The organism is Paenarthrobacter sp. CAP02 (assembly GCF_040137855.1).
Classification (GTDB): Bacteria; Actinomycetota; Actinomycetes; order Actinomycetales; family Micrococcaceae; genus Arthrobacter.
This window is the reverse complement of record NZ_JBEEII010000005.1, coordinates 109,581-133,361: the sequence shown is the minus strand read 5'-3', so window position 1 is coordinate 133,361 and position 23,781 is coordinate 109,581. Positions and strand designations below refer to the sequence as shown.

General features: G+C 63.4%; 14 protein-coding genes and 1 tRNA gene. 10 read left to right on the top strand and 5 right to left on the bottom strand.

Annotated features, from left to right (window positions below; genetic code table 11):
• Positions 1–8: 8 nt before the first annotated feature.
• From ABHM97_RS10495 to ABHM97_RS10485, 3 genes are read right to left on the bottom strand one after another with little or no spacing between them, the layout of a single operon-like run.
• Complete coding sequence (locus tag ABHM97_RS10495; protein ID WP_349470617.1) at positions 9–4,301, bottom strand: type VII secretion EssC family protein; 4,293 nt, start codon at positions 4,299–4,301, stop codon at positions 9–11.
• A 25-nt stretch (positions 4,302–4,326) separates the two neighbouring features.
• Positions 4,327–5,670 carry a type 1 periplasmic-binding domain-containing protein gene (locus ABHM97_RS10490; RefSeq protein ID WP_349470616.1) on the bottom strand — a complete coding sequence of 448 codons (1,344 nt, stop codon included), beginning with the start codon at positions 5,668–5,670 and terminating at the stop codon, positions 4,327–4,329.
• On the bottom strand, positions 5,667–8,528 hold the full coding sequence (locus tag ABHM97_RS10485; RefSeq protein WP_349470615.1) for a hypothetical protein: 2,862 nt from the start codon (positions 8,526–8,528) through the stop codon (positions 5,667–5,669). Before ABHM97_RS10485 ends, ABHM97_RS10490 begins: the two co-directional genes overlap by 4 nt.
• A 235-nt stretch (positions 8,529–8,763) precedes the next feature.
• Between ABHM97_RS10485 and ABHM97_RS10480 the strand changes: the two genes are divergently transcribed.
• The 6 genes from ABHM97_RS10480 (at position 8,764) to ABHM97_RS10455 (ending at position 18,177) form a co-directional block, all read left to right on the top strand.
• The gene (locus ABHM97_RS10480; protein WP_026547649.1) at positions 8,764–9,045 is read left to right on the top strand and encodes a hypothetical protein; all 282 of its coding nucleotides are present in this window, start codon (positions 8,764–8,766) and stop codon (positions 9,043–9,045) included.
• 153 nt (positions 9,046–9,198) lie between these two features.
• Positions 9,199–14,835 (top strand): DUF6531 domain-containing protein, encoded by a 5,637-nt coding sequence (locus tag ABHM97_RS10475; protein WP_349470614.1) that lies wholly within the window; start codon positions 9,199–9,201, stop codon positions 14,833–14,835.
• A 76-nt stretch (positions 14,836–14,911) separates the two neighbouring features.
• Positions 14,912–15,646 carry a hypothetical protein gene (locus tag ABHM97_RS10470; protein WP_349470613.1) on the top strand — a complete coding sequence of 245 codons (735 nt, stop codon included), beginning with the start codon at positions 14,912–14,914 and terminating at the stop codon, positions 15,644–15,646.
• 889 nt (positions 15,647–16,535) lie between these two features.
• Entirely contained in the window at positions 16,536–16,913 is a 378-nt protein-coding gene (locus ABHM97_RS10465; RefSeq protein ID WP_235519959.1) for a hypothetical protein, read from the top strand.
• 79 nt (positions 16,914–16,992) lie between these two features.
• Complete coding sequence (locus ABHM97_RS10460) at positions 16,993–17,343, top strand: hypothetical protein (protein ID WP_235519960.1); 351 nt, start codon at positions 16,993–16,995, stop codon at positions 17,341–17,343.
• Between the two features lie 273 nt (positions 17,344–17,616).
• Positions 17,617–18,177 (top strand): DUF805 domain-containing protein, encoded by a 561-nt coding sequence (locus tag ABHM97_RS10455; protein ID WP_349470612.1) that lies wholly within the window; start codon positions 17,617–17,619, stop codon positions 18,175–18,177.
• Between the two features lie 1,346 nt (positions 18,178–19,523).
• Here ABHM97_RS10455 and ABHM97_RS10450 read toward each other — a convergent pair.
• Positions 19,524–19,613: transfer RNA gene (locus ABHM97_RS10450), tRNA-Ser, on the bottom strand.
• A 114-nt stretch (positions 19,614–19,727) separates the two neighbouring features.
• On the opposite strand from ABHM97_RS10450, the gene ABHM97_RS10445 reads away from it, so the two are divergent.
• Genes ABHM97_RS10445 through ABHM97_RS10430 form a run of 4 tightly spaced genes read left to right on the top strand, consistent with a single transcriptional unit; the run spans position 19,728 to position 23,374 of the window.
• Positions 19,728–20,741 carry a zinc-dependent alcohol dehydrogenase gene (locus ABHM97_RS10445; protein WP_349470611.1) on the top strand — a complete coding sequence of 338 codons (1,014 nt, stop codon included), beginning with the start codon at positions 19,728–19,730 and terminating at the stop codon, positions 20,739–20,741.
• 3 nt (positions 20,742–20,744) lie between these two features.
• Positions 20,745–21,143, top strand: a complete 399-nt coding sequence (locus ABHM97_RS10440) for a 6-pyruvoyl trahydropterin synthase family protein (protein WP_211711465.1) — start codon at positions 20,745–20,747, stop codon at positions 21,141–21,143.
• A complete protein-coding gene (locus tag ABHM97_RS10435) occupies positions 21,144–22,133 on the top strand; it encodes a glycosyltransferase family 4 protein (RefSeq protein ID WP_349470610.1) in 990 nt (329 codons plus the stop codon).
• Positions 22,134–22,159: 26 nt separating this feature from the next.
• On the top strand, positions 22,160–23,374 hold the full coding sequence (locus tag ABHM97_RS10430) for a DNA glycosylase AlkZ-like family protein (protein ID WP_349470609.1): 1,215 nt from the start codon (positions 22,160–22,162) through the stop codon (positions 23,372–23,374).
• A gap of 18 nt (positions 23,375–23,392) precedes the next feature.
• Here ABHM97_RS10430 and ABHM97_RS10425 read toward each other — a convergent pair whose 3' ends face one another.
• Positions 23,393–23,773: a VOC family protein gene (locus tag ABHM97_RS10425; RefSeq protein WP_235519966.1), complete on the bottom strand. Its 381-nt coding sequence runs from the start codon at positions 23,771–23,773 to the stop codon at positions 23,393–23,395.
• Positions 23,774–23,781: the final 8 nt, after the last annotated feature.

Sequence of the window (23,781 nt, the reverse complement as noted above, 5' to 3'; positions counted from 1 at the left end):
TACCCTCCCTAGCTGCCCGGGCTTATTGATTGGATCAGCGACATCTGCCCGCCCACCCCTAAGTACCCGCGTCCGGCGGTCAATGCTACGGGCGCCTTTCGCGGAAGAGTGGCACCCAGCAGTTCGCCGTCGTAATTGACGTCCGGCTGGAGAAGCACGCCCAGCCGGGACTTGCGGATGGACTTGGTCCAGTGGCTGTACAGTCCGCGGAGGTCAGCGGCACGACCTGAAGCAATGATGCAGAGTCCCGGAGGTCCGGAGGCCACGATTCCCGCGATGGACTGATCGGTGTCCTCGAACCGCTCGGCGTCGTCGATCAACAAAAACACAGGGGCGCGCTCGATCCGCAGGGAAGCCAGCAACGCCGGAATCTCGTCCGTCCCCACGGCTGTACGGTCCAGGTCAGCACTGGCCAACGGTGAGCGGCGGTCGCAGATAGCCCAGACCTGCGCGGGTCCCCGGGAGGTGGCCGCGCCTCGGACAGCATCGGCCAAGGCGAGGAGCAGGGTGGATTTTCCCGAACGGGCCGGTCCGGCGATCATGGCATGCTCTCCCTCGTAGATTTCCAGGAAGGCAGGGGCCAGGTCCGTTTCGCGGATTCCCACCGGGATGTGCCAAGGCTCAGTTTCGAGTTGTGGTTTCACGCCCAGATCGGCCATGGTGACGTCGGTGGGCAGGCTCCTGATGGCCGTGGTCTTGGCGGGTGCGTCCCCCCAGATCTGCCGCACACGGTCCACGGCCGCCTCCAGGCCGATTTCGGGCGTTGCGACATGCATTTGCAAGGACGTACGAGGGTCCACGCACCGTCCGGGGAGCGCTGCGGGAACGTTCTTCGTCCGGACGCCCAGCGAGGAGTAGTCGTAGTTGTCGGCGAGCCGGAACAGCCACTTCTGCAGGGTGACCTCGTTCATGACAGAGGGAACAGCCTTGGCTCGGGTAGTGGTCACAGCAAAGGACAACCCCAGGGCCGGCCCGTTCGCGTACGCCCGGTACAACAGGCCCAGGAGCTGCTGCCCTTCAAAGTCCTGGAACTCATCGCGCAAGGATGCCAGGCCGTCAATCAGCACCACGGTCCGGCGATGCGTACCCGGCGCTGCCCTTCGGCTCTCCAATTCAGTGTTCAGGTGCCGCAGGAAGCGCGCTTGTTGCTCCTTGGCACCGGCGCCGGTTCCCACATATGCCACCGCGTGGGGCAGGCGCTTCAGTGATTCGAGGTCCCCGGATCCCATGTCCAGGATCATCAGGTCGAGATCTGCCGGATCGGCGTCCTTGGCAAGGGCAAGGGCGATGGACGCGAGGGTGGTGCTGGTCCCGGAGCCGGCAACGCCCATCAGCATCAAATTCCCAACGGACATGTCCCACCCGGCCGCGGACTGACGCTGCAGCTCCGGCTCATCCAGAAGGGTGACCAGGACGCTGGACCCTTGCACCTGGCCGACCCTTGGAAGGTCAACGGTTCCAGTCCCTGCAGCAGCGGTGTCCGCCATAAAACCTTCCAGCTCAACGCGTTCGCCCAATGCCTCCGGCCAGACCTGTCGGGGAGGGGCGTAGCCGGCCTCAGCGTTCGCTTCTACAACGGCGTCGATGAGGAGGTCCAGGTCGTTCTCGTCCGCAGCAGCGGACCGGGCAAGTGCCGGTGCGGGCGCGGGGACGCCGAACTGCCGGATGTCCCGGACGTCGACGGCGGGACCGCCGTCGAGCTGCGCCTGTCCGGTGACCAGTGCGGTCTGGACGGGCGTGATGTCGTCCTGGCCAAGCTTCACGAAGGCGCGCCCCATCTGTGCCCGGCCAATGGCGGACGCGGCGGGTACTCCGATGACGTTGTTGGAGTCATCGCGGCTCTGGACACGCAACGCCACGCGGAGGTTGGTGTTGGCGAGGATGTCATCGCTCACCACACCGGCCGGTCGCTGGGTGGCCAGGATCATGTGGACGCCCAAGGTGCGGCCCACTGCGCCAATGCTGACAAGCGCAGTGAGCACATCCGGGAATTCCTTGGCCAGCATCGCGAACTCATCGACTACCAGCAGTAGGCGGGGCATCGGCTCGGCCGGGTTCGTCGCCAGGTAGGCACTGAGGTTATCGATCCCCTCGCCTGCCTCCGCAAAAACCCGTTGGCGGCGCTCCATCTCCGCTTCCAAGGCGATCAGGGCCCGGTCTGCGAGTTGCTCATCCAGGTTGGAGATGGTTCCGATGGTGTGGGGCAGGCGTTCGCAGGCTTTGAAAGCGGCGCCACCCTTGAAGTCGACCAGGATGAAGTTCAATCGGGTTGGATCGTTGCGGGCGGCGAGACCGGCTACAAGGGAGCGCAGGAATTCGGATTTGCCGGAGCCGGTGGTGCCGCCCACCAGACCGTGCGGGCCGTCTTTGACGAGGTCCAGGGTCAGGGGCCCGTTTTCCCCGGTGCCGATAGGTGTGGAAACGCCCGAGGGTGCCTGCCATAAACGGCGCACCGTGGCTGCGTCGGGGCGTTCGTAGCCCAAGAGCCCGGGCAGCCGAACCAACGAGGGCAGGGAGGCGCCGGGGACGCTGAGCTCGGGGTCGTCAAAATGTGCCAGGCGGGTAGCGCATCGCAGGGCCTCTTCCTGGTCGAGGCCCGCCAGGATGACGTCCTCCACGCGGGTCAGGTCCTCGGGCTGGTCCACCGTTGCGGCGGCGTCGGCACCTACCCTGATGATGGTGGTGCAGGAGGCAGGCAGTTGCTCCTCTGATGTCGCGATGACGATTCCAGCCACGCGGGGTGGGCGCTTCTGCGGGTTGACGTGGCCGCCGGGAACGGAGCGGCCCATGCCGAGCAACGCACGGGCCGGAGCATCCCTGCCCTCGGTCAGCACATCGGAATCCAGGACCACCATGAGCGCCGGGGTGGGCAGTTCCTCCACGGAATCCTTGAGTGTCCGCAACATGGCAAGGCTGGTTTCACGATGCGCTGACATCCAGCGCTCGCCGGTGCTGCTGCCTGTTTGGCGTGTGTGCGGGAGCCAGGACGCCCATTCCCATTCATCGGCCCGCCCGGCGTCGCAGAACACACCTATGGTCAGGTCTGCCGGACCAACATGCACCGCGGCCTGGGCCACCAGGGAGCGGGCCAGTGCCAATGCTCCCTCCCGTGAACCAACAATGCCCACCACGCCGGCGTCGGTCAGGTCCACCAGGACAGGGGCGGCCAAAAGTCTTGCTGCCGAGAGAGTTTCCTTGACTTTTTCGTCCGGGCGGGAGCCCGCGGCCCGATCAACGTCCGGCTTCCACGGCACATCACCCGTACCTGCATGCAAGGCCAGGAAGTCGTCTGAGTCGGCACGTCGCTGCCACAGAGACGTGGCCGGAAGGGCCGGACGCCGGACCACTGTGGCAGGATCGGGGACCATCCGGTGGCGTCGTGCAGTTTCCACTTCTGCGGCTTTACGGATCTGCTGATCAAATTCCTTGAGCGCACCATCGAAACGCTCTGCCTCGTCCTTGAGGCCGCGGGCGTGGCGGCGCTTTTGCTCAAACCACATGCCCACCGCCATCACCGGGCTGAGCATTGCAAACATGGCGAAGCGCATGTCCCTGAGGATCATGACCATCGCGACCGCCATGACCAACGGAGCCAGCACAGTGATGTAACTGAATTTGTTCGCCGGCGGTACGTCCTTGCGGGCCGGGGGAACCAACGGATCGCCGGCCGGTGCGCGCCCGGGGCGCGGTGGCCTGTTGAAGGGGGCCGTTGATGCGGGTGTCAGGTTATGCAGGCTGCCGGGGGCGGGAGCAGGCGTCTCTTCCAACGCCGGGCGGAGGAGCAGGACCGTTCCGCCTGCCGTGATCGTGGCCGTTTGCGTGACAAGGACTCCGTCCTCGCCTACAGGTTCCCCATTGACCAATGTGCCGTTGGTGGAGCCGCCATCCAGCACACGAAGCGCGTCATCTTCCTCGCGGTGGATCCGGAAGTGATCCCACGACGCGCTTTCGGTGGGGAGACTCAGGTCAGCGTGGGGCGACCTGCCGATCAGCATGTCCCGGTTCCGGGGAACGTCCACCACGCCTCCCGTCCGCTGACCGCCGGCCAGCGTCAGGGTCCAACCGCGGACACGCTGCGGCACCGGCCACGGCGCACGGGAGATCCGACTGCCTTCCAGCAGAATCAGCTCGGACAGCGGCGTCGCCCCACGCACCTCTGTTTCGTTGACAAACACCGGCTCATCAGGAGCAACCCGTGGTCCGCCGGCGGCCTCCACGAGGTCGGACAACGTGGTGGCGGGCGCGGCACGGGCAACCTCGCACTCGAATCGACGGTCGTCCAGGTCGATCAGCACACGCACCGGGAGCTCCTACTGTAGTGGTTGGTTAAGGGTTGGCTGGTGCCGGTACCCAGACGAGCCGCGGCGCCTTCTCGTCCGCCGGACGAAGACCCAGATCCTGAGGAGAGGCATAGACCGGAGTTGCTTCAGCGGCCAGCGCCTGCGATCGCGTGAAGTCCAGGTCCGGTCCGGCAAGGCCTTCCCCGGGACCGAAGGACAGGGTGCGCAGCGACGCTGCGACCTTCGACGGTTCCTTGCTCCCGGCCAGTGCACCTGCCCGGACCAGGGCCACGATCGCGTCATGGCTGCGCGCATCAGCGGCCCAGGCGTCTGCAGAGAACGGGTTGTCGTCCGTCAGGTTCTTGATCTCCGGATTCCCTGTGGCCAACCTGATGCCGGAAAGGAAAGCGGACATTCCGCGTCCCTGCGCGTCCTGCTGGAGGGCGATTGCGTCGCCCGTCGGTGCAGCTACGCCGATCAGCTGACCGGAAGCTGTGCCGTCCAGCTCGGAAAGCGAGGACGCGAACGCGGGGCTGGTGGCGCCGTCGGGAAGCACCAGCGGCACTGACACATCACGTGACTGCAGGGCCTGGACCAGCTTCGCCAAACGCTGCGGCGTTGCCGCTGACACGACGACGGCGTCTGCCGGGTTGGCTGTCCGGATGCCTTCAGCGCCTGCCGGCGCATCCTTCGACGGCGGACGGAGCTGGTCACCTGTACGGATCGCCGCTTCCTGGGCCAGGCCAGCCACGTCGGGGAAGCCCTCAAGTGCCAGTGTGTCGGCGACGGCGACGGACGCGGGGGCCGCTCCGCCGTCGTTGACCAACAACACCCGGTTCTTGCCGTTCAGGGCTTTTTGGAGGGCGCCCTCCACCGAGGCTGCTGTCGGCGCGGTGGTCCAGGTTGTTTGTCCCGGTTCGGACGGCTGTGCGTACGGCAGGATCACCGGGACACCCCGCTCCTCGGCCGCTTTTGCAGCCGCAACGGCCTGCGGACCTGTGCCCGCCACGACGACGCCGGATACTCCCTGATCCGCCAACGCCGCGACGGCGGCGCGGGCGCCGTCCTCCGTGCCGCGGTCATTCTGGGTTGGAAGGACGACTTTTGCGCCACTTTGGCCGAAACGCTGAGCTGCAACCACCGCGCCCTGCGCTGCGCGGTTGTATTCGGTGCCGGGCTCGCCGGACTGGCCGAAGGTCATGACGACGCCGATCGAAAAGTCTGACGGCAGGCCGTCAGCCTTCAGCGCTACGGGAACCGTGGCGGCAACGGGATCGGGCCGCGGCGCCTCCGCCGGGCGGTTCAGCGTCAGGGCCAGGACCACGGCGGCAGCAACCACGACGGCGACTCCCGCAGCGATCAGGGCGAGGAGACGGTTCCGGGGGGTCATGCCGCGCCGCCGATCTTCAGTGTGTACAGGGTTTGGGAGGTCGCACCTTCGGGAACTTCGAGCTTGAACGGTGGCAGTTCGTCCATGGCAGTGAGAGAGGCTTTGAACTGTGCCTGCCGAAGCAGGAGGCCCGCGACATCGCGTGAACGGATGTTGGCGTAGCCTTCTGCGTTTTGGGAGGCCAAAGCCAACTGGAAGTCGGCGGTGTCCGCTTTCGCCGCACTGGTGGCCATGGAGCCGAGCAAACCTGATCCGTTCACGGAGCGGTCGCCAAGATCCAGCATCACTTTGTTGAGGCTGGACGCCAGAAGGGCGCTGGCGCCTTCAACGTCCCGGGTGGAGCCTGCCGTGCTGGAGGCGATGTTGTCCAAGGAAGCCTGGGTGCTCTTGGACACCGCGGCCGCGAGTTCACCGCTCTGTCCCAACAACTCGTCCCGCTGTTTGTTGACGGTTCCCTCGGCATCCTTCACAACGTCATCCGAGGTGGTCTTCAGCCCTGAAATGGACCGGTTGAAGGCGGTCGTGACGGCCTCGGAGCTGGCGTCTCCGATTTCGGCAACCTGGCGCACTTGTTCGCCCACGGTTTTGTAGACCTCTGCGGCGGTTTCAGCCGAAACGTCGCGGAGTGACTCTTTGATCTTGTCGCCGAGCATGTCCTGCTGCTCTTTCAACTTGGCAAGCGCCGTTGTCACGGAGCCGGAGGAGTCGATCGCTTTGGCGAGGGCAGCATCCAGGGACTCAAGTCCCTTTTTGGTGCCGTTGACGCTTCCGGTTGCGGCGCCGTCGAGCGTTTTGACTGCTGACCTAACCGCTTCGAGCTTGGTATCGGCATCGTCGAAAGTGGTCCCCAGGGCTGTGAATGCCTGGCCAATCGCCTGGTCAGCAGCGGTGGTATCGGTGGCTGCAAGGACTTCGTCCCAGGCAGCTGACTGGCCCTCCAGCCGGACGTCAAGGGGTTCCTTGAAGCCCGGGGGCGTGTTCAGCTGGGGTGAAGGATTGCCGTTTGCATCGGTCGGTTCGCAGGGAACCGAAGTCAGGTAGGAGCGCAGGCGCTCAACGTCCTTGGCAGAGAGCTTGCCCTTGCCGGGGATGAGGCCGTTGTCAGACAGCTTGCAGAGTTCATCAGCCAGTTTCTGGTTCTGCTGGAGCATGGAGCCGTTCAGCCACGATCCCTGGCCCAATTCGCCCTTGGCCGCCTTGGCACGCGTGGCGATGGCGAGCAATTTTTGCCTGAGGGTATCAACGCTGTTTTGGGCCGCTGTGGCGGCTTTACGGGTCGCGGTTGCAGAGTCAGTGGACGACTTGATCGCCGCCTCCAGCGCCGCGAGTGCCTTGCTGTAATCCTCGGACGTTCCAGAGCCGTCAAGCATCGCACCGAGGTCGGTGCGCACCTTTTCAAGTGCGACGGCGGAACTCGCCTGGTCTTTGATCGCACCTTCAATGACCTGCGGCTGAAGGCCGGAAACGAGTTCGTCGCCCTTCTGCACCAAACCCAGAAGCGCACCGGTAACAGTCACGGCCGAACCGTAGAGTGAACAAGTCATGGAACCCTGTGCTGCGCACTCCGCTTGGCTCGGGTTTTCGGGACCCATGGTGGCTTTGAGGGCGCTGGCTACGGTGTCCCGGCAACTTGCGCTGACTTTTGCGTAGGCATCCAGCTGTGAAGACATGGTGAGGACGCTGGAGTACACCGTGGCCGCGGGCGCCGCTTTGGCCACTTCAGCGGTGCAACCGTCACCGGTGATGGGAGCTACCGGGGGTGTGGCGGAGGTGTCGCCAAGCATCGCGTCCACGGCAGAGACCGTCAGCTTCAGCTGGGACATGGTGGTGGACTGGGTGGCGTTTGTTGATGCCTCAAGGTCCGAGCCCAGAACCTTCAGTTGCTGCTTCAGGTCCTTCATTGTCCCGGCCAGGGCCTGTGAGTTGTCGCGGAGCTCGCCCGCTGTCTTGGCTCCGAGGGTTTGGGACGTTGCCTGCAGGTTGCGACGGACCTCGGTGATGGTGGATCCGGCCTTCGCCAGGACCGTGTTGACGTCCGATACCACCGAGATGGTGCGCCGTTGAAGTTCCATCTCCGAACCCGAACCCGAGGAAAACGCGCTGGCAAGTACTCCGTTGGCACTGAGGTCCGTGTTCAGGCCCGGCTGCACGGCAACGTCGATTTCGGGAACCTGGAAGTCTTTCACGTCCGCGGCGAGACGCAGCGTGGTGCTGGCACCGGAGCGTGGGGGAGCGAGGACCGTGGCCCATTGGACGACGGTGGCGCCATCCTCGGTGCTGCTCAGGACACCGTTGGTTCCTGTGGTGCCATCGGCAGAGCCCGGAGTGACGTCATCCGCCCGGAGGCCCGGCAGTTTCGTCGATGCGGCGACGGTCAGTGGAGCGCCCACCAGGGCGGTGTCGGAACGGGCCTGGCCTGCGGCGTCGTACTGGATGGTCTGTGGCTTGACGGTGAGGTTCTCGAGCGTCAGATTGATCTCCACCGGACCGGTGTGGCCCTTGAGCTCGGCGAGGTCGGAGCCCGACTTCTCGCCGGCGCGGTATTGCAGGCTCACACGGACCGGCAGTTCGCCCACTACTTGGGCGGCGTCATAAGTGGCGTTCTCCGCGGAGGATTCCCCCGTCGCAGAGACCGAGATGGTGGTGCCTTCTACCGTGTGCACTCCGGCGGCCGAGGACAGGCCTACGCGGACGCTCTGCAGGAGCTTGACGGGGTTCTCTACCGGCTCCGGCTTGGGCGCCGGCGTGCATGATGTTGTCGCGATCATTCCCAGGGCAACCAACGCGATGCCAAGAGCGCGACCCGGTGGGATGCGACGCCCCGGGTTGTACTGGTTAAAACTAGCCTGCCTGGGCATGGATCGTCCCCCTCATTCCGTTCACGGTGCCTTGAGTATCATACGGGGTTGCGCTGACGAATGGAGTAATGGGGCTTTTTGGTCATCACTGCAGGTCACGGGTCTCTGTTGTTTTCCACAGGTTGTTTGTCTGTTTGTTGGATTTATTGGAAGGTGTTGGTAGTTTAAGGGGCGTTCGGTTGCCTGGGTTTTTTGGCTTGGGTGTTGCGATTGTTCTTATTGGGAGGGAAGTTCTATGTCGCGTGTGTTGTCTACTGAGCAGGCCAAGGCTGCTATTGGTCAGGTGCAGTCGATTATTACTGGTGGTTTTACGGATCAGATTTCGGCGTTGGATGCGCAGGGTCGTGTGTTGTCGGATCCGAATGTGTGGGATGGTCCGTTGGCTGCTGAGTTCCGTGGTTCGACGTGGCCGGAGACGAAGGCTGCGTTGGATAAGGCCAAGGAAGAGCTGGAGCAGTTGCGGGGTCAGTTGCAGAAGATTTCGCAGGATATTTTCTCTGCTGGTGGCGGGGCGTAGCTGTTCTTGTTGGTGTGAGAGTGGGGGCCGGGTGATCGTGCTGCGCTGAGGGTGCGGCACGGTCACCTGGCCGTTGCGCTGTGTGGTTGTTGTGCTGGTTTTGGTGGGTTTGTTGGTTGTGTTCGCGTTCTTGTTCTGTGGGGGGCTGTGGTTGTGACCGAGTTCGTTGAGATGCCGTTGTTGCCGGATTCCGGGGCTGGTCATGGTGGCCGGTTTGTGTATGGGGTTGCTGAGTCGGTGAAGGGTGCTTTTGAGTCCGCAGCGTCGCGGGTTTTGGAGCACTCGGGTTCGCGGGGCCCGTTGGTGACAGGGGCGGGGGAGGATTTCCGGGGGCATTTTTCGGAGGTGTTCGCGGCCAATGCGGCCACGGCGTCACGGGACGCGGAGTCCCTGGCCGCGGCGTTGCGGACGGTGGCCGGGTATGTGGGGACGATGATTTCGGCGGCGCGGGACGAGGATGACCGGCGTCGGCAGAACAACGAGTGGGTGCGTCGGCATAACAACCGGAACTGGTTCGAGGAGAGCTGGGACAACCTTTGGGGTGAGGAAGCCCGGCCGAACATGGAGCCCGGCAGCGCGCCGTCGTTCCCTTCTCAGTCCCCGGGTTCGGGGTCCCGGGACACCCCGGGCCCGGGCGGCGGGTACGGGGGCGGTGTGTCCTCGGCGCGTCCGGAGTCGTTGCGTTCTTTCGCTGCGGGTTCGCGTGGCCTGGATGAGGGGATCGTGTCGGTGCCGGGGTCCTTGGAGGGGGAGTTGTCTTCGTTCGCGGCGCAGTGTTCCTGGGGTCGGATTGATGCTGCGGGTGTGGTGACGGCGTTCCGGGAGTATTTGCGGTTGAATGAGGCGGACGCGGCGTGGGCGGTGGTGGTCGCGGACGCGTTCGCTGCTGCTGGTGGTGAGGGCGCGGTTTCGACCCTGTCGGACGCTGCGGTGGGTGAGGCGTTGGCCGCGGCTGGGGTTTCGGGGACCCGGACCGGGCTGGTGATTGACCCACCCACGGCGGCCGGGGCGATGCCCACCAGCGGGTATGCGAATGATCCGGTGAACACGGCCACGGGGAACTTCATTGAACCCGAAACCGATTTGGGGTTCGCTGGGGCGGGAGCTGACCTGGCGGTGACCCGGATGTATAACTCCCTGGGCTCCGGCCTGGAGACCCCGGGGGTGTTTGGTCCGGGGTGGGTGTCGGTGCTGGACCAGCACCTGCTTTTCTCCGATGAACGGTGCCGGTGGGTGCTGGCTGACGGCCGGGCGGTGGACTTCCCCCGCGAGGGGACCGGCTGGGCCCGCGCGGTCGGGGAGAACTTTTGGTTGACCCGGGAACCGGCCGGCGCGCCGCGCCTGGCGGAGCTGACCTCCATCCCTGCGGGTGTGTCCGAGGTGTTGGTCGTGACCGATAACCAGGGCACCTGGTGGGCTTACACGACCGGCGGGGTATGGCTTGGGACCGGGGCCGGACCCGGCCGGACCATCTCCGCCCATCGGCACACATCATCAGGTTCTGCTGCGGACCGCGGTGAAGGTCTCGATGGTGGGGCGGGTGTGGTTGTCCGGTTGGTGCATGTGCGGGGCCGGTTCGTGGAGTTTGATTACGTCGACGGTGTTGTTGGTGTGGTGCGTTCATCGGACGGGCGCCGGGTCCAGTACGGGTACGACGCCGAGGGCCGCCTGACCAGTGTGGGCACGGAGACGGGCACGCGCACGTATGCGTGGAATGAGGCTGGGCTGATCTCCTCGGTGGTGTCTGCTGCGGGTGTGGTGGAGGCCGAGAACACGTATGACGAGCACGGCCGGGTCATCATGCAGGTCACACAGCATGGGCGGCGGACGCGGTTCGCGTATTTACCGGGCCGGGTCACGGTGGTCTCGGATGAGGACGGGTCCCGGTCGAACTCCTGGGTTGCTGATTCCAAGGGCCGTCTGGTGGGGGTGCTGGATGCGGAGGACCGGCGCCAGTCCATGTCCTATGACGCGCATTCGAATCTGGTGTCCTTGACTGAACGTGACGGCGCGGTCACGGTCCACGGCTACGACACCCGCGGACGGAAGATCCGCACCGTGACCCCGGAAGGCGCGGACCTGAGCTATGGGTGGGACGACCAGGACCGCCTGACGACCTTGGTGACCGCGTCCGGTGCGACCGTGACGTATGAGTACGCTGATGAGTTGTCCCGGGACCCGTCGGTGGTGGTGGATCCGTTGGGTGGCCGGACCGAGCTTCAGTGGCGGGACGGGCTCCTGACCCAGGTCACGGACCCGGTCGGGGTCACGATCGGGTTCGAGTACGACGACTTCGGGGACCTGACCGCGACCCGCAACGCCGCCGGCGATGTGGCCCGGATTATCCGGGACCAGGCCGGGCGCCCGGTTACCGCGGTGAGCCCGTCGGGGGCGGAGACACGGTTCAGTTATGACGCTGCCGGGGTGTTGGTGCGGCGGGTGGACCCGGACGGGGCAGTGGTCTCGTTCGAGCATGACACCGCGGGCCGGACCACCGCGATGGTTGCCCCGGATGGGGGAAGGACGGTGTTCGAGTACGCCCCCAACGGGGAACTGTCCCGCACCACCGACCCGCTGGGCCGCAGTATCGAACGGGTGGTTGATGAGCTCGGGAACCTCACCGCGGCGGTGTTGCCGGACGGGGCGTCGTGGGGGTTCACCCATGACAACCTCTCCCGGCTCGTCTCGGTCACGGACCCGGGCGGGCATCATTGGGTGCGGGAGTACGACACGGTCGGTGCCCTCACCGCCGTGGTGGATCCGACCGGGGTCCGGACCGGCGCGGTCACGGACCGGTCCAGCGGGACGGCGTCCCTGACCGACGCGTTCGCCACGAATACCTACAGTTTTGATGAGTACGGCCGCCCCACCAAGAAGGAGTCCGTGGACGGGTCCGCGGAGCTGGTGAGCTATGACGCGGCGGGGAACCCGGTCGAGTTGGTTGATGGTGAGGGCGGGTTGACGGTCCTGGGCCGCGACGCTGCCGGGAAGATCACCTCGATCACCTCCCCGACCGGGGCGGTGACCCGGTTTGAGTACGACCATTGCGGCCGGCCGTTCCGCAGTGTTGACCCGGTCGGGGCGGTCACGGAACTGTCCTACGACCCCGATCAGCGGCTCAGGGCGAGGAGACTGCCGGGCGGTGAGGTCGAAACTTTCGCCTACGACGCGTGTGGGCGGTTGACCGCGAGGCATACTCCGGGGGAGGGGACGGCCCGGTATGGGTACGACAAGTGCGGGCGGCTGACCTTCTCCCAGGATCCCTGGTACGGGACCCGCCGCTTCACCTACAACACCGCCGGGGAACTGGTGGCCACGACGAACGGGGTGGGTGGCAGGACCCTGTTCGAGTACGACACCCGCGGCCGCCTCACAAAAATCACGGACCCCACCGGTGGGGTCACCACTCGGACGTACACGGCCACGGACCAGGTCGAGACGGTCACTGACCCGCTCGGCCGTGTCACGACCGCCAGGTATGACCCGGCCGGGCGGCAGATCTCCCAAACGGACCCGGACGGGCACACGACCACCTGGACCTATGACACGGCCGGGCGGGAAGCGACCACCTCGGTGGACGGTGCCCTGGTCACCGCCATCGAACGCGACCTTCCCGCCCGCAGGCTCGTTATCACCGACCATACGGGCGGGGCCGGGTACGCGGTCGAACACGAACTGTGCTTCGACCGCCGCGGGCACCTCACCCGCAAGTCCACCGGTGACCAGACACTGACGTGGGAGTACGACGGGGACGGGAACCGGACCGGTTTCACCACCGGTGCCGGGACCACCCGCTATACCCGTGACCCCGCCGGCAGGGTCACGGCCGTGTCGAATCCGTTGCTCGGGGATGCCACGTTCACCCACGATGCCTCCGGGCGCATCGTTTCGGCGACCGCCGGGAAGTACGCGCAGTCGTGGGTGTACCGGGACGGGGCACTGATCGAGCACACCCGCACCACCACCGATGACCCTGGGTCTGCGGACGCGACCCTGATCGGGCGTGAGGACGGCGGCAGGATCACTGCCCTGTCCCGGGGCGGGGTCACCACCCGGTACGGGTACGACACCGCCGGGCAACTCACCACCGTCACCACCACCGAAACAGGAACCACTTCTGCGGTGGTGGGGTGGGAGTACGATGCCGGTGGGCGGCTGCTGAGCGAAACCACCCCCGCCGGGGCCCGCACGTTTGAGTACGACGCCGCAGGCCAGCTTCTTGCGGTGACGGAACCTGACGGTTCTGTCACCGAGTACGTGTATGACGGGTTGGGGCGCCGGGTCAGGGTGATCGGGCCGGACGGGTCCTGGACCGAATACGCCTGGGGCCCCACCGGCTACCTCACCGGCACCCTCGCAAAGAACCGTGACGGGGCCGAGGTATCCCGGCACCGGTTGCACGTAGACGCGCTCGGTGAACTCGCCGCCGTGGACGGAACCCGGTTGTGGTGGGACACCGCAGCACCCGTCCCGACCCTCGCCGCCGCCAACAGCACCCAGGTGTTGTCCCTGCCCGGCGGTGTCACCGGCATCGGTGACGCTTTCACCGCGCCCGGGTGGCGTGCCGCCCGCCCCACCGACCAACACGACCCCTGGGCCGTCCTCGGCACCCCCACCACCCCCACCCCAGGTAGCCCGGTAACAAACGGTGCCGGGCCGGCTGGTGCCGGTGTTGGCGCCGGGCTGGGTGGTGTGTTGCCCGCCGGGATCTCCTTGACCGCCGGTGGCGGGATCGGCATCGCGGGACTGGAATGGCTCGGCGCCAGGGCGTATGACCCGGCCACCCGGGGATTCCTCTCCACCGACCCCCTCGCCCCTGTCCTCGGCGCGGGCTGGGACGGGAACCCCTACGCCTACGCCGGAAACAACCCCCTCAACACCACCGACCCCACCGGCCTGCGACCCCTCACGGACGCGGACCTGAAAGCCTACGACGGCTCCTCCCGCGGCGCCCTCGCCGCAGCAGGAGACTGGTGGAAAGATAACTGGGAATACGTGGTCGGCGGTGCCGCTGTGGTGGGTGGGGCCGTGTTGATGTTCGTCCCCGGCGGACAAGTCGCGGGCATGGGATTGATGAGCTTTGGCGCCGACGTCGTCATCCAAAAAGCAACCACCGGCCAGGTCAACTGGGCCCAATCGGCTGCTATGGGGGCCGTCGGCTTGCTGGGCGGTGGAGCACTGGCTGCCGGACGAGCAGCCGCTGCCACGGCTTCCTCTGTTTCCAGGCTGGGAAGTTATGTTGCCGTGAATGCTGGTGTCAATGGTGCCGCCGGTGCTGTCGGAGGCGGGGCTACCTATCTCATCAAACACGGTGGTCGAGTCGACAGCTGGAGGGGTTTAGCCGGGTCTGTTGTCGGAGGGACCGTTAGCGGTGCCGTGGGAGGCTTGGCAGGGCCGGCCGGTGGAACGCTGGCGCGTGCAGGTGGCTACGGCGCCTACACTCTGACTGCCGCTGGCGCGAGGCCGACTCTTCAAGCCGCCGGGGCCATTACACTCCTCGGAAGCGGAGGCGCGATCGCTGGTACGGTCACCGACAAGTTCATTTCCGGGGAATCGGTGAGTTGGGGAGACGTCGGCTGGTCCGGCCTCACCGGCGGAGCTCTGACTCATCTGCCAGGCGGGCCCTCGGTCTCCAGTACACTCCAACAAGCAGCGCGGACGAACGTCAGTACTGTTACCGGGCTGATGAGCGGCGGACCGAACTCCCTCGCGCTTGTTCGTTCATCATTATTTGGCGCTACAACAGGATCTGGGCTGGATATAGGCAAGTTTGTGGTTACGGGAAATTAGGTGACGGAGTTCTATGAACAACGGAGAGTCTGCTCAAGTGCGTGGTGCTGGTGGGCCCCGTGAATTTTGGTTGAGGATGTCGATCCCCGCTGTCCTACTGGTGCTTTTGTTGGTTTTGTTGTTCGGATACTGGCCCGGCCAGAACGTGACAGCGTCGGCTTCGGTAGTGGCACTGGGCTTGTTGTTGAGTGGCGGGGTTGGGATCTTCACTGGGGCCAGAGGTCCGGGGTGGGCTATATATGTACTCATTGCGCTGGCTATGGGACTTCTGCTCGCGATGCCTGATCCGTGGCGGGGTCTTGCTCTGGTAAGTGTTCCTGTGATGGCTATCGGGTACTCGATGGGCAGGGAGATCGCGTTCCTGTGTGCAGGCATGAGGGAAAAATTTTCGCCGACCACGTGGATTGTTGCGGGCGAGTCCATCTCCGATGTGAACGCTGCCAAGAGGAGCGCGCTTGCACGCCTGGGAGAATGGAAGAGTCTTAGTGATGGTCGATTCCTCGTTATTCTGGGCCACCGGCGCTTCGAGGCCTGGGGTGACGCCAGCGAAGGATATGTTGTCCACGTAATTGACGACGAACGTGATGTATCAACCATGCGTGTACTGACCCGTGTGCCCCACCAGAACGGAGAAATCCCTGTGGCCTTGGACAAGCAGGGCTTGGTTGGATGGGTGCCCCGGAGCGTCAACGTCCCCACGTCGGTGGCAGAACAAGCTCTCGATGGATTCTTCGAGACCCAAGGGGCAAAAGCTCTAGCCGGATGGGAGTGGGAAGGGGGCCCTCAAGCTCAGGAGCTGCGCTTTCTTTAGAAAGGCGGAAAACGAACTCGGAGTCCGCGCCGCGTCTTGCGAGCTGCGTGGGATGCATCCTCAAGGATTACGCGGACGGCTCACTTCATTCTACGTGCCGCCGCGGCCTCCTCAACCGATAGTCCGCCGGAACCGGGACCGGAACCGGGAACGGGGCGCAGGTCTTGTCGTGCAATGAAGTCGTAAAGCAAGGAACAGGGGCGCCACTGTGGTAGATGATGAGAATGGTGCAAAGGGGAATTCGGAGGCAAAGGATGATTTGACGGAGGAAGATCTGCGATTGGGAAGGAAAGCTTGTAGATATATAGACATTCTCTGCGTGATTGTCGCATTGCTTTGTGTAGGTATTGCAGTGTTTGTATTCACTCACGTCTCTTGGGATACGCGAATGCCCTACAATGGCAGGTTTGATCGCTCCGGCAATGGGATTCCAATGCAGATGGCCATGCTCATTGTGTTTCTTGTGCTCTTCCTCTTTTGGCGGTCCGGTAGAAAGCCCGATGCGCACCGGATGAGAAAAGGATCTCGCATCGGGACCTACATTCTAGGAACAGCGATGATCATGGCATGTCTTGCTGGCCAGTGGGTTATGGGTCAGTCCATCCTCACTGCTGGTGGCTACTTAGGGAGTTAGTATTTCTTTTCGTTTGTGGTGGCGTGAATTTCCGGCCTTGGGTGGAGACGGCATCTCGTTGAGGTCGCTTTCCGGGTTTGGATACGTCGCCGCGGGGCCGCCATCGCTGTGGGTGTGGTTCTGATGTTCACAGGAGGTGGGGGCCAATTGGAATGGCCCTGGTCGGAGCAGCTGCGGGTGTGAATACTGAAGTATTGAAGGGAGCGAGGGGTTGAGCACAAATGTCGTTGTTGATAAGTTGTGGAAGCGAACTAAATGATCCCGAAGTTGAGGGTGTATGTGCCCAGCAAGCGAGTCGCTCCTGAATGGTATTACTGGACCGGCGCCATTATACCGGGAATTCTCATGCTGGTTCTGTGCGTGAAAAGGACTGAAGAGTTTGGAATATCCGTATGGATTGCTAACAATATTGTCCTTATCGCTAGCGCCCTTGGCATTGGATGTGTAACGTATTGGAAATCCAACTTCGCCGCCACGCTGTCGTTTGCTGCCACCATCATCTTAGGCAGCTTAGCCTTCGCAGCTCTTTCTAATGTTATCCCGGTGATTGGCTTGACGGGGGGCGCGCTGTGGACGGGCTGTCCTCTTGGCCTATTGGTTGGACTGACACTGACCGCCGGAGAAGAGCGTTAGCGCTCAGCTGGTGACCGTACTTGTGTTCCGGGCTCCAAATGGCTTGAGTTGCCAAAAGGAGGGTCGGCGGGGAGGTCTAATGGAAGGAAGCATTCGATTGGAGAAAAAGACAAGTAACTACCTGGACATCATGTGTCTATTTGGTTTCTTGGTGAGCGCTGGTATTACTACATTTGTTTTCATGAATGCTCCGTTGAGTGCTGAAGTGGCCTATCATGGCGGATCGATTCCCGCAGTCCTACTTCTACTATTGTGCGCACTGGGTATACTAATGTTTTGGATTTCTGAACGGCTATTGACGACCCATCCTACTCGTGGCCAGGCGCGTGCGCTGGTTTCTATTTCGGGCCCGGCTACCATTCTGGTGTGTATTTCCTTCCAGGCATTTCTAGCCGTGATAGTGCTGGATGAGAGTGGATATTTTAGGTGAGTAGCACGCTGCTGCTCATCAGTTTTGAGGGTCGGGAGGCTTGCCTTGACGACTGACGCGATGCTGGGATAGCTCGAGTCAAGGCGTGCCTAACCGGTGCACCCGGGCAGTTCTAAAGATGCGTGAGGTTTCCACTTCCGACCCGTGGTTATTCGTTCTGCTCATTCAAATTATCTTCTACGGATGAGATTATTGCGGCGCAGAACGATTGCATGTGGAAGATAGTTGTTTGTTGGTTTCTATAGATAGTTTCTGGGAAGGACATGAAGACAGATGGATATTAAGACTGCTGATTCTGCAGGCGGAGGCGTAGCGGAGGTTGCAGGTTCGGGCGAGCTGGTTGGTCCTCTATATGGCGCATCGTTTGGTAAGTCGGTGAGGCGGTTCTTTGCCAAGTATGCGAAGTTCGCTGGTCGCGCCTCGCGGAGTGAGTTCTGGTGGAGTCAGCTTTTCGTTTTTCTGGTGATGGTGGTCCCATACCTCATGATGACCATCGGGTTCGTGGCGAGCACTGCCTGGGCTCAGCAGAACCCTAAGGTGCAATCCATGGGTTTCGATCCGGCCACCGGGAAAGAAGTGTTCTATGAGGCCGCTCCTGGTATTGTGAACGCCCCGACTGGAGGCCTCATGGTGGCAGGTTTCATTCTCGTCGTCGTTCTGGGGCTGGCCATTGTGGTGCCTCAGCTGTCGTTGCTTTGGCGGCGTTTGCATGATGCAAATCTTGCGGGTCCGCTTGCGTTCGTTGGGCTTGTTCCGATGGTCGGCGGACTGGCTGTTTTGATTCTGGCGCTTATGCCGTCCAAGGCGGCAGGCCGGCGCTTCGACCCCCGCTGACGGGCGACGGCAATACTCATCACTGCTTGAACGGCGCCAGACCGATGCGTTCCGGTGCAATTGCGGAACAGTCAGATGCATTTAATCCAGCGCCATCCAGTTACAGGCACCGGTGTGACAGGAAGACGATGTCCAAGAGAAATAGGCCTTCTGAAGGCAAGGCTCCCAGGCGGAAGTTTCAGAGGCTCTGGCAGGTAACAGGAGTCCTCATACTCCTCGCGGGTATCTTCGTTCTCCTCATTCCAGCATGTGACTCCATTGCCGTGGAAAGTATCCGATGCGAGGTGGTTTCGGCTGAGCCGCGCACGAGTTCAGCCGGATCGAGGGGGTCAGCATCTACTGCCGGTGTTTTAGTGCAGACTTCTAGTTGCGGAAGCATCTCGGTGTCCCAAGGAGTAACTTTCGAAAACGAAGAGAAGATCGCGTCGTCGTTCACGAAAGGCAGCGTGTTCGAGTTCGATCTGGGTTGGTTCTCGCGTGTCGTGATGAAGGATTTGGGGAACGGGATTCCGTCAGCGCGAGACTACCGCCTGGCGGGATAACTTCGGGTTCACTGCCGCAGCACAGAATAGGGAAAAAAGCGATGGCCAGAGGCAACAGTCCGGATCATCCTTCCGGCCGAGCAAAATTGAAGTGGTTTTGGAAGTGGCCCGGTATTGCACTTCTGGCAATTACCGCATTCTACTTAATGATGCCAGCACTTGATTCCATCGCTGTGGAGAGTTTGCGATGCAAGGTAGTCTCCGCAGACGCTAAATCCAGTTCAGGAGGGACCCGAGGATCGGCCTCCACAGCGGGCGTTCTCATCGAGACATCAAACTGCGGAAAGATTTATATATCCCGTGGCGTGACTTTCGATTCACAGGTTGCGGTCGCGTCATCGTTCAGCGTGGGTAGTGAATACGACTTCGATCTCGGTTGGTTTTCGCGGGTTGTGACCAAAGACCTCAGAAAGGGTATCCCTACTGCACGGGAGTACAGATTAGTACGATAATGCCTGCCCGACTTGTCCGGAGGTGATCAAACCTGACGATGGCAAGCGCAAAGCGCGTGCGACAGCCAACAGAAGGACCCCGTGACCATGAGTCGCGGGGTCCTTCTGGGTCCTTGACTGATGATCAGGCGAGCGTGATCTCTCGAAGGAGGTACTTGTCTGGGACGTGGTCCGTCTGGATTCGCCCCTGGCGGCTTTGCCGTCCGGTGTCCCGCTCCAGCGCCGGCACCCGTCGTCATGTTCGCTTCAGTCGCACACATGAGCGCACTCGGATGGTGGAAGCCCTGTTCGCTGTGACAAAGCGAAAGGCCCCGTCTCCCTCATAATCAAAGGGAAGCAGGGCCTTTCTCATTGGCGGTGACGGTGGGATTTGAACCCACGTTGGCTTTTACACCAAACAACATTTCGAGTGTTGCACCTTCGGCCGCTCGGACACGTCACCAACTGAAATAGGGTACCGGAGTTGGGCCCGGTTCCCCAAAACGGCCCGGACGCGGGCCCGGGAACACGCGCCAACTTCCGTCCGCAGCCCCACACCGATAGATTCCTAAGCATCATGACTATCTCGCGTGAACAGGAACACGAACCAGGACTCCAAGCCCACGCCTATTGGGTCACCAAGACGGGCGACGGTGAAATGCGCACCGAAATGATCGCAGCTCCCCAGGAAGGCGAAGCCCTGGTCAGGACCCTCTACACAGGCGTAAGCCGGGGCACCGAGCGTGTGGTCCACGAAGGCCGCGTCCCGGAACGGGTGGCTGACCTGATGCAGGCACCGCATCAGGAAGGCGACTTCCCTGGCCCCGTGAAGTACGGCTACCTGAGCGTCGGCACGGTAGAGCAAGGCCCGGAGGAATGGATCGGCAAAACAGTATTCAGCCTCCACCCGCACCAAGACCTCTACGTTGTGCCCACCAGCAACCTCACCGTCATTCCTGAGGATGTCCCGGCCAAGCGTGCCGTTCTCACAGGCATCGTCGAAGTCGCCATCAACGCCCTTTGGGAAGCGGGGCCGCGCCTGGGTGACCGGGTCGCCGTCGTCGGTGGTGGTTTGGTGGGCGGCGCCCTGGCGACACTCCTGCGGAAGTACCCGCTCGGTCGCCTGCAAATGGTTGACGCGGACCCGGAGAAGCAAAAACTCGCGCAAACACTCGGCATCGATTTTGCCCTCCCCGCCAACGCGAAAGACGACAACGACATCGTCTTCCACTGCTCCGCGTCCAACGAAGGCCTCAAACTGAGCCTCCAACTGGCCGGCGACGACTCGGACGTCATCGAACTCTCCTGGTTCGCGGACAAGGAAGTCACCCTCCCGCTCGGTGAGGACTTCCACGCCCGCAGGCTCAACATCCGCTCCAGCCAGGTCGGCGCCGTCGCCCTCCCAAGAAGGCACCGGCGAAGCAACGCACAGCGCCTGCAGGAAGCGGCGAACCAGTTGAAAGATCCGCTGTTCGACACGTTCCTGACCAGCGAATGCCAGTTCCGGAACCTGCCCGCCACTCTCGCCAAACTATTCGATCAGCCCGGCGGCTTCTGCCATGTGGTCGCATACCCCAACCCGGAGGATTAATACATGTTCAGCCTGACCGTCCGACGCCACTTCATGGTCGCCCACAGCCTTCCCCGCGAAGCCTTCGGCCCCGCGCAAGGTCTCCACGGGGCCACGTTCGTTGCCGAAGTCAGCTTCCGCCGCCCGGACCTCAACGACGACGCGATCGTTCTGGACATCGGTGCCGCCGGCGGCATCCTGGAAGAAATCCTGGCGGACCTGAACTACAAGAACCTCGACGAGCACCCGGCTTTCAAGGGCAAGCTCTCCACCACCGAGGCACTCGCCAAGCACATCGCCGACGCCATGGCCGCCCGCATCCAGGACACTGAAGACGGCCCCGCGCTCAGCGGTATCGACGTCGTCCTCCGCGAAAACCCGGACGCTTGGGCCGGCTATTCGCTGGAGCTCCCGGCCAAGTAGATGCACGTCCGCTTCCTGGTCCCGGGGAACGTCCGCCACGGCTCCGGTGGCAACAATTACAACGCCAAACTGGCGGAGCACCTGACCGCCTTGGGCGCGGACGTTGAGACTGTAACGGTCGACGGCGATTGGCCGGTTGGCAGCCCAGCGGACAGGCAGCGGTTCGCGGAAGCGCTCGACGGCGGTACAACAGTGATTGCCGACGGCCTGCTGGCGAGTGGGGCCCCGGATGAGGTTGCACGCGCAGTGGGTGATGGAACCAGGGTCTGGATCCTGTCCCACATGGCGTTGGCGGACCACGATTACCTTGAGGCCAAGGCGCTGGCTGCCGCCACGGGGATCATCTGCCCGAGCGCCCATTCAGTCGCGGAATTGGTGGCCAAGCACGGGGCACTGGATGCGGTGGTGGCGACGCCGGGAGCAGCATCGGCCGGTGCCAGTGCTGGATCCGTACCGAAGCACATCGTCTCGGTGGCCGCATTGCTTCCCAACAAGAGCCAAACGCTCTTGGTCGAGGCCCTCAGCCAGTTACAAGACCTGGAATGGACCGCGTCCCTGATCGGCTCCCACGACGCCGACCCGGCGTACGCGGCAAAGGTGAGGGACGCCGTCGAACATCACGAGCTGCAGCACCGCGTCACCTTGACCGGCGAGCTGACGGGACAGGAACTTGAGGACCAGTGGCACGAAGCCGACCTCAGCGTCCTCCTGTCGGAGTCCGAGTCGTTCGGCATGGTGGTGACCGAATCGTTGGCCCACGGCGTCCCGGTGATTGTCCGGCGGGGGACCGGGGCAGTTGAAGCGCTCGGTGACACAGGAGCGGGCGCGGCGCTGGACCTCAGCGACCCCCACAACCTGACAATGACTCTCCGGAACTGGCTGACCGACCCCGCCCTTCAGCAGCGCTGGCGCGGAGCAGCCATCTCAGCCCGTGACAGCCTGCAGAGCTGGGACGCCACTGCCGCGACGGTCCTAAAAGCCATCACGTAGCAGCGGCTTAGGGGCAGAATGGGGCCATGACCGCCACCGCTCCCGCCGCAGCCACCCTCACTCCCGAGCGCCTTCGGGCGTGGGCCTGGCACAAACAAGGCCTCGACGGCTCACTGATCGGCAGGACTTCCGAGGAAGTTCTTGACCACGCCGGATGGGCGCGTTCGGTGGGTGGCGCCAACCCGTACCTCACGCTCTTCGCGCGGGCGGGGATCAGCCGCGATCAGGCAGACCAGGACGTCAAAGCCCTGAAAATCCATGAACTCCCTACAGCCCGCGGATGCACCTACGTCCTGGGGCAGGCCGACTACGCGTGGGCCCTCCAGATCGGCCGCGACGCCGCGATTGCCCCGTTCAAAGTGTTGGCGAGGCTGGGCGTAGAGCGCGGCGAAATCACCCTCCTTGAGGACGAAGTGGAGCATGCCCTCAAGGAATCCAGCAGCCCCATGGACCCCAAACAGCTCAGGGACGTACTGGGCGATTCGGTCCGCAGCCTGGGAGAGGAAGGCAAGAAGAAGGGTGCCTCCACCACACTGCCAACTGCTCTCGGGCTGCTGCAGGCGGACGGCCGTATCCGCCGCGTCCCCGTCAACGGCCGCCTCGATCAGCAGCGCTACGCCTACACCGGTTGGGGCCTGCAGCCCAGCGGGATGGACGACGACGGCGCCCGCCGCCTCCTGCTCGAACGGTACCTGCGCTGGACTGGGGGAGCGACCTTTAAGCAGACCCAGTGGTTCACCGCGTTTACCGTGGCGCAGAGCAAAGCGGCGCTCGCTGGCATGGGGGCTGTGGAGGTGCCAACAGCGAACGGGGACGTACTGTGGATGCTGCCCGCCGACGTCGATCGTTTGGCGGACTTCGAAGTGCCGGGCGACGAACAAATCCAGCTGCTGGCAGGCACAGACTCACTGGTCCTCCACAGAAGGAACTCCGTGGACATGTTCGCCGACGAGGACAAGGGCAAGAAAGTCCTGGACACCACGCTTGCGCTTCAAGCCGACCTCCCGGATCACCCCATCCTGGACCGGGGGAGGATCATGGGGATGTGGCAGTACGATCCCGGCAAGGAACGGATCGCCGCCTGGACCTTCGATCAGCCGACGGAGGCGGTCCGCGCGAGGATCACGCAAGTGGAAACGTGGATCCGGGAAGAACTCGGCGATTTCCGCTCGTTCAGCCTTGACTCGCCGGCATCACGGCAAGTGCGGATCGACGCCCTGGATGAGGCCGCCGGACGCTGACGCCTTCAAGGAACCAGCTCAGCCCGAACCGTACGGGCGGGTGATCGCCTCGAGGAAATGGCCGTCCGGATCGGAAAAGTAGATTCCGCGGCCGCCGTCGTTGTGGTTGATCTGGTTCGCACGGGATCGGGCGGGGTCGGCCCAATAGGGGATGTGCTCCGCCGTGATTCGCAGGAAGATCTGGTCGAACTCCTCTTCGCTGACCAGGAAGGCGTAGTGCTGCGGCGCTATCTCCCCGGAGGCCTCCAGGAAGTCCAACGTGACACCGTTGTCCAACAACACCGTGACGAAGGACCACATGGGTTGCGGCTTCGGAAGGCCGAAGATGCGCGCCAGAAATTCGGCTGAGGCGTGCTTGTCCGTTGCGTAGACGATGGTGTGGTTGAAAGAGACTGGCATTTCTACTC

What these genes read in the sequence shown, in the direction of transcription:
- ABHM97_RS10490 (WP_349470616.1), bottom strand. Translation starts at nt 5,670, where the DNA reads ATGACCCCCCGGAACCGTCTCCTCGCCCTGATCGCTGCGGGAGTCGCC.
- ABHM97_RS10485 (WP_349470615.1), bottom strand. Translation starts at nt 8,528, where the DNA reads ATGCCCAGGCAGGCTAGTTTTAACCAGTACAACCCGGGGCGTCGCATC.
- ABHM97_RS10480 (WP_026547649.1), top strand. Translation starts at nt 8,764, where the DNA reads ATGTCGCGTGTGTTGTCTACTGAGCAGGCCAAGGCTGCTATTGGTCAG.
- ABHM97_RS10470 (WP_349470613.1), top strand. Translation starts at nt 14,912, where the DNA reads ATGTCGATCCCCGCTGTCCTACTGGTGCTTTTGTTGGTTTTGTTGTTC.
- ABHM97_RS10465 (WP_235519959.1), top strand. Translation starts at nt 16,536, where the DNA reads ATGATCCCGAAGTTGAGGGTGTATGTGCCCAGCAAGCGAGTCGCTCCT.
- ABHM97_RS10460 (WP_235519960.1), top strand. Translation starts at nt 16,993, where the DNA reads ATGGAAGGAAGCATTCGATTGGAGAAAAAGACAAGTAACTACCTGGAC.
- ABHM97_RS10455 (WP_349470612.1), top strand. Translation starts at nt 17,617, where the DNA reads ATGGATATTAAGACTGCTGATTCTGCAGGCGGAGGCGTAGCGGAGGTT.
- ABHM97_RS10445 (WP_349470611.1), top strand. Translation starts at nt 19,728, where the DNA reads ATGACTATCTCGCGTGAACAGGAACACGAACCAGGACTCCAAGCCCAC.
- ABHM97_RS10440 (WP_211711465.1), top strand. Translation starts at nt 20,745, where the DNA reads ATGTTCAGCCTGACCGTCCGACGCCACTTCATGGTCGCCCACAGCCTT.
- ABHM97_RS10435 (WP_349470610.1), top strand. Translation starts at nt 21,144, where the DNA reads ATGCACGTCCGCTTCCTGGTCCCGGGGAACGTCCGCCACGGCTCCGGT.
- ABHM97_RS10430 (WP_349470609.1), top strand. Translation starts at nt 22,160, where the DNA reads ATGACCGCCACCGCTCCCGCCGCAGCCACCCTCACTCCCGAGCGCCTT.
- ABHM97_RS10425 (WP_235519966.1), bottom strand. Translation starts at nt 23,773, where the DNA reads ATGCCAGTCTCTTTCAACCACACCATCGTCTACGCAACGGACAAGCAC.